Source organism: Pengzhenrongella frigida, from assembly GCF_004168625.1.
In the GTDB taxonomy this organism is placed as follows: domain Bacteria; phylum Actinomycetota; class Actinomycetes; order Actinomycetales; family Cellulomonadaceae; genus Pengzhenrongella; species Pengzhenrongella frigida.
Map to the genome: position 1 here is coordinate 1 of NZ_SDWW01000088.1, position 5414 is coordinate 5414.

Here is a 5414-nt window from a genome sequence, read left to right on the forward strand (position 1 = left end):
AAAATCACACCGCGACGACGGCCACCGCGCCGTCACGACCGCGCGCCGGCACCCCGTGAAAGATCCGGGCTAGGGTGTGCTGCGTAGCCGCCCTGCGAACGGAGCCGCCATGCCAGGAACGGACCACGACGAGCAGGACCCTGACGAGCAGGAGCACCTCGAGCACCACCGCGACGGGAGCCTGCGGGCCCGCGGTCGACGCCGCGACGGGCTGCTCGAGGGCTACTGGGAGTGGTTCCGCACGGACGGGACACTGCTGCGCTCGGGCCACTTCGCCGCCGGTGAGCAGGTGGGCGAGTGGACGACGTACGACCGGGCCGGTCGCGTCTACAAGGTGACCCTCAAGTAGCCCGACGGACCCCCGTCAGGGGTTGCAGCGTGCCGCCAGCAGGGTGAGCACGTCGACCTCCGGACGCCACGGCTCGAGGTTCCAGCTGTCCTTGGTCGGCGCTCCGAGCGCGTGGCACGTGAGCTGGTCGTGCATCGAGGTCGAGTCGGCGTCCGGCGCCACGACGACGAGCGCCGACCACAGCGCGTCCAGGGCCGCGACGCTGCCGGCTCGGACCCAGGACGCCGGCACGACGGCGAGCGAGCGACCACCCTCGCGCTCACCCCAGTCCGCGCTGACCAGGGGCGTCGCGCCGAAGGTCAGGGCGGCGCTCCCCGCGGGTCCGGGGTCGACAAGGACGTCCAGCAGTCCGGGATCGGTCGCCCGCACCACCAGGTCAGCGACCAGCGGCGCCCCGGTGTCGTCCACGACGACCACCCGCGGCAGGGCGCCCACGACGTCTGGCCCGCTCCCGAGCACCGCGACGGATCGGTCCGACCTCGCCTCGAAGCGCAGGCCCGGCGGCGCGGCGAGGACGGCGGCGAGCCGACGCGGCACGGGTGCGGTGGTGCCGGGCGTGGACCCGAGGGGGTCGCTCGTGGCGCCACTGCTGGGGACGCCGGCGCCCGGCGTGCTCGCGGCGGGCACGGTCCAGGTCAGCACGACCGACCCGTCGTCCTGCATCGCGGCGGCGACCGGCGGACCCGGTGCCGCGAACGCGAGCGTCACCGCGCCCGACTGCGCCGGTGTCCCCCCGGACCGGGCGGCCGCCGCCAGGTCGCCCGGACCCGGATCGCCGGTCGGGCTCGCGGCGGCCGGCGCTGCCGAGGAGGACTCCCGGGGGGCTGGCGTCGAGCCGCCGAGCCAGTCGGGCAGCGAGCATCCGGTGGGCACCGTCAGGACCAGGGCCAGGAGCGCGAGCCCGAGGACCCGGCGGACGCGACCGCCGTCGGGCCTGCGGCGGGTGTCGCCGTCGATCGCGGGTCGTGCGGTCATGGCTGCACCGTACCGGGGCGACCCGTCAGGCCCGGTCCGCCGTCCCGCCGCGCAGGAGGGCCGGGTGTCGGGGGTCGTCGACGCGGATGACCACGTCGGCGCCCCGCTCGGGGTCGACCTCGGCCGCGTACCGGGCGAACGCCGGCAGGGTCCAGCGCTCGTGCGCGAGCGTGCGGCGCGCCAGCGTGGCCGGACGGACCGCGAGGTGGGCGGTGCGGTCCAGATCGAGACCGCGTCCGAGCAGGAGGCTGCCGTCGAGCACCAGGACCGCACCGGCGGGTGCCTGCAGGCGCGCGGCGCGCGTGGACCGGTCCCGCACCGGGTCGCGCAACGAGGGCAGGTAGCGGCCGGTGCCGCCCGGCCCGAACGGGGTGAGCACCTCCCGCGTCAGCGCGTCGAGATCGAGCCAGTCGTCGTAGAACGCGTCCGGGTCCTCGCGCCCGTGCTCCCAGCGCAGCGAGGCCGGGCGCAGGAAGTCGCCCGCGCTGATCCGCACCACCGGCCGGCCGGCGGCGCGCAGCGGACCGACCAGCGCATCGGCGAGGGCCCCGGGTCGGGTCGGTGGCGCACCGTCGATGACGATGCGCCATCGACGTCCGGGCTCGAGCGACGCGGCGAGATCGACGAGCAGGTCCACGACGACCTGGGGACTCACCGGTTGGACGACCACCCGGCCAGTGTGCGCGCTGGCGGCGGCCCGCGGGGTCAGGCACGTAGCCTCGGCCTCATGCCCGAGACCCCCACGCCCCCGCCCTCGCTGTCGGCCGGTGCACCCGCCGCCTTCTTCGACCAGGTCGCCCGGGTGGCCGGCGAGCGGGCGGGCGCGTGGGAGGCGTTCACCGCGGTCCTGGCCACCCCGGACCGGCAGACCGTGGCCCGGCTGCGCACCGGGGAGCTCGCCGGTGCCTGGCGGGCCGGGGTGCGTTGGCTGGGCGCGGACACCGAGATGTTCACCGCCGCGCTGATGAGTCTGGACGTGCACGCCCGCGGGGCCCGCCGGCGCGGCGCCGACGCCGATCTCCTCGCGCTCGAGGTCGACCATGCGGCGCTGGTAGCCCCGCACCTGCCGGTGCTCGCCCACCTGCCGGACGTCGTCGCGCTGTGCCGCGACGAAGCGGCAGCCTGGTCCGCCGGTGACCTCGTGCTCGGCAAGGACCTGCGCGCCCGGCAGCACGCGATCGTGGACGAGGCCCTCGTCCCCACCCTGCCGAACCTGGGCGAACAGCTGGCCGGTTCGGCCCAGGCCGACATCTGGCGGGTGATCGGCCGCCTGCTGCTGGGGTTCGTGTCGATCGAGACGGGCCGGGACTACCAGCGCGCGGTGCTCGGCGAGACCCGGGCGCGATTCCTGGACCCGACCCCCTAGGGACGGCACGCACCCCGGTTCATCGATCGGCCGACGGCGGCTCCGGTTCGGCGGCGGGGGCCAGGACCGCTCCCGGCGGCAGGGTCGAGCCGAACGGGTTGCGCCGCCGGTAGGTGCAGACCGGGCAGAGCTTCTCACCCGACGCGACCGGAAAGCTCGTCGAGCAGCGCGCGCACAGCGCGGTCGTGACCGTGACCACCGGATGTTCGTCGTCACTGAGCAGCCGGCTCCACGGCCACCGGTCGGCCACCAGCAGCACGTCCACCGGGCAGAGGTCGACGCACAGGGCACAGCCGTTGCACACCGCCGGGCGGTGCAGCAGCGTGCTGATCGACAGGTTCTCGCCGCCGGCGCCGTGCCGCAGGCTCAGCGCATCCGTCGGACATGCCTGCACGCACACCCCGCACGCCGTGCAGCCGCTCGCGACCAGGTGCGGCGTCGGACTGGCGAGCGCCGCCAGGGCCGCGGTGGGCACGACGAGGGCGCGCACCGCGGCGACCAGCCGGTCGTGCGGCTCGGCCGACGGCGGCGGCAGCTCACGCCCCGCCGGGCCGCCGAGCCCGAGGAGGCGGCGGCGCGAGACCGGCATGGCGGCCGCCTCGAGCACGGCGCGCCGGCGGCGCGGGCCACGGTCCCCCGGGGCGACAGGTTCGGGCGTGCTCCCGGCGCCGCCGTCGGGCAGCGGCGAACGGGGAGGGACGCCCTCGATCGTGAGCCGGTCGACCAGACCGGCCCGGAGCAGCGCGACGATCGGGGCCAGGTGGGCCGCGGCGTCGTCGATCTCGGCGCACCCGTCGAGCCGCACCGCGACCTGTCGCGCGCCGAGCCCGAGCAGCTCGACCAGCTCATGGCTCGCCAGCTCGCGCGCACACCCCGACAGGCGCACCACCGTGCGCCCCGGGATGCCCCTGACCGGGCCGGGGTGCTCGGCGCACACCAGCTCGAGGGCGACCTCCTCGGCCTGGTGGGACAGCCAGCGCTGCACCCCGGCGAGGCCCGACCCGTCGGTCACGGGAGCGGCAGGAAGATGTCCCTCGCGGACCGCAGGGTGCCGAGCCCGAGCGCGGCCACTCCCCGGTAGAAGAGCGTCGTCGCGCCCTCGGCGGCCTGGGCGAGGCACTGCGGACCCCATTCGAGCAGGTGCTCGTCGAGGAAGTCCTGGATCCCGGTGAGGACCCGGACCAGCTCGGGCTCGTCGCCCGCATCGATCGCATCCATGGCCTGCACGCACAGCGCGCCGAGGAAGCCGAGCTCGAGCCCGAGGTGGTCGTCGGGCTCCTTGTTCAGGCGGGGTGCGGCCAGGCCGAACGCGGCGTAGGCGGCCCGCACCTGCATGGTCTCCTGCTCGAAGACGAGGCGCTCCTCGGACCGGTGCACGGACTCGTACGGTGGGGCGATCATCGGGCCGGGGCCGTAGAAGAGCCGGTTGTAGTCCCGCCGGACCACGGCTTCGTCCTCCGGCGCCGCGCCGGACTGACGCAGGAGGTCCACGCCGCGCGCGCAGTCGACGTCGCCCGGCAGCGGCCAGTCGGCGAGCAGGTCCGGTGCGCGCACCCGGTCGAGCACGGCGGCGTCGGACGACGTCACGAGCAGGCCGGACAGCACGGTGAACGCACCGGCGAACCGGTCCAGGGTGACGTCCAGCGCGGCGCGGTCCGCCAGCAGGGCGACCAGTACGGTGTTCTCGGCCGGGATCGATGGGCCCGGCGTCGGGGAGTCGGTCGTGGTGACCATGTGGTCCCCTCTCATGGCGGCAGTGCCGCCCACGGTGAGGGCGGCAGTGCCGCCCACGGTGAGGGCGGCGGGGCCGCCCACGGTCATGCCGGCGGTGCCGTCGGCAAAGGTCCTGCCCCCATTCTCCCCGATCCCGACCGGTGGGCTGAGGTCCCGGGCGCGTCGTCGACCGGCCTCCCGGGTGTGCCACGATGCGGGAAAGACAAAGGAGCCCCATGCACGAGCATCTGCCCGACATCTATGTCAGCTTCCGCGACCGCTTCGGTGCGGTCGCCGCGCAGCAGGACGCGCTCGCCAGTGCGGTCGACGCGGCCGGCCCGCTCGACGCGAAGACCACCCGCCTGGTCAAGCTCGGGATCGCCGTCGGCGCGCAGGCCGAGGGCGCGGTCCGGTCCAACGTGCGCAAGGCCCTCGACGCGGGCGCGACGGTGGCCGAGATCGAGCAGGTCATCCTTCTCGGCCTGACCACCCGCGGGTTCCCCGCCGTCGTGGCCGCGTGGCAGTGGATGAACGACGTCGTGGGGGAACGGCGATGAGCGCCGACGAGACCGACAAGATGGCCGTGATGGCCCGGTGGCTCCGCGAGGTCAGCGCGGAGCTCGGGGTCGACGGGTCCGTCCTGGACGCGAACACGGTCGCGCTGCTCGCCCTGATCAAGGAGGTCGCGCACGGTCCCTCGCGGCCGGGCGCGCCGATGACGGCGTTCCTGGTCGGTCTCGCCGCCGGCGCGGCCTCGGCCGACCCCGCGGAGCAGGCGGTCGGGGTGACCGATCGCGTGGCTGCGGTGAGCAAGCTCGTCGCACGGTGGAACGCCACCGAAGCCGGCACGCCCGTCGACGAGGCCTAGGTAGACGGCTGAGCAGACCTCAGGCCCGCTCCGATCTCTCGGGGCGGGCCTGAGGTCTGCTCGGTCGGGCTACATGCCGATGCGGATCATGGAGTCGTAGAACAGGGAGCGGCCGATGAGTTCGCCGGCCAGGACGAGCAGGA

General features: G+C 75.3%; 8 protein-coding genes. 4 read left to right on the top strand and 4 right to left on the bottom strand.

All coding sequences use genetic code 11. The features are described 5' to 3' along the window. Positions 1 to 109 precede the first annotated feature (109 nt). Positions 110 to 349: a toxin-antitoxin system YwqK family antitoxin gene (locus tag EUA98_RS19210; RefSeq protein ID WP_130104291.1), complete on the top strand. Its 240-nt coding sequence runs from the start codon at positions 110 to 112 to the stop codon at positions 347 to 349. Between the two features lie 15 nt (positions 350 to 364). On the opposite strand, the gene EUA98_RS19215 is transcribed toward EUA98_RS19210, so the two are convergent. Further along, entirely contained in the window at positions 365 to 1324 is a 960-nt protein-coding gene (locus EUA98_RS19215; RefSeq protein ID WP_207219168.1) for a DUF2599 domain-containing protein, read from the bottom strand. Positions 1325 to 1349: 25 nt separating this feature from the next. Then, complete coding sequence (locus EUA98_RS19220; RefSeq protein WP_130104292.1) at positions 1350 to 1994, bottom strand: nucleoside/nucleotide kinase family protein; 645 nt, start codon at positions 1992 to 1994, stop codon at positions 1350 to 1352. A gap of 57 nt (positions 1995 to 2051) precedes the next feature. Here EUA98_RS19220 and EUA98_RS19225 point away from each other — a divergent pair, with 57 nt between their 5' ends. Then, on the top strand, positions 2052 to 2690 hold the full coding sequence (locus EUA98_RS19225; RefSeq protein WP_130104293.1) for a hypothetical protein: 639 nt from the start codon (positions 2052 to 2054) through the stop codon (positions 2688 to 2690). Positions 2691 to 2709: 19 nt separating this feature from the next. On the opposite strand, the gene EUA98_RS19230 is transcribed toward EUA98_RS19225, so the two are convergent. Beyond that, positions 2710 to 3702, bottom strand: coding sequence for an ATP-binding protein (locus EUA98_RS19230; protein WP_165372924.1), 993 nt, complete (start codon positions 3700 to 3702; stop codon positions 2710 to 2712). After that, positions 3699 to 4424: a TorD/DmsD family molecular chaperone gene (locus tag EUA98_RS19975; protein ID WP_165372925.1), complete on the bottom strand. Its 726-nt coding sequence runs from the start codon at positions 4422 to 4424 to the stop codon at positions 3699 to 3701. The genes EUA98_RS19230 and EUA98_RS19975 overlap by 4 nt, the downstream gene beginning before the upstream one ends. A 215-nt stretch (positions 4425 to 4639) precedes the next feature. Between EUA98_RS19975 and EUA98_RS19240 the strand changes: the two genes are divergently transcribed. Continuing rightward, positions 4640 to 4960: a carboxymuconolactone decarboxylase family protein gene (locus EUA98_RS19240; protein WP_130104295.1), complete on the top strand. Its 321-nt coding sequence runs from the start codon at positions 4640 to 4642 to the stop codon at positions 4958 to 4960. After that, positions 4957 to 5271: a DUF6457 domain-containing protein gene (locus EUA98_RS20110; RefSeq protein WP_207219169.1), complete on the top strand. Its 315-nt coding sequence runs from the start codon at positions 4957 to 4959 to the stop codon at positions 5269 to 5271. The genes EUA98_RS19240 and EUA98_RS20110 overlap by 4 nt, the downstream gene beginning before the upstream one ends. Positions 5272 to 5414: the final 143 nt, after the last annotated feature.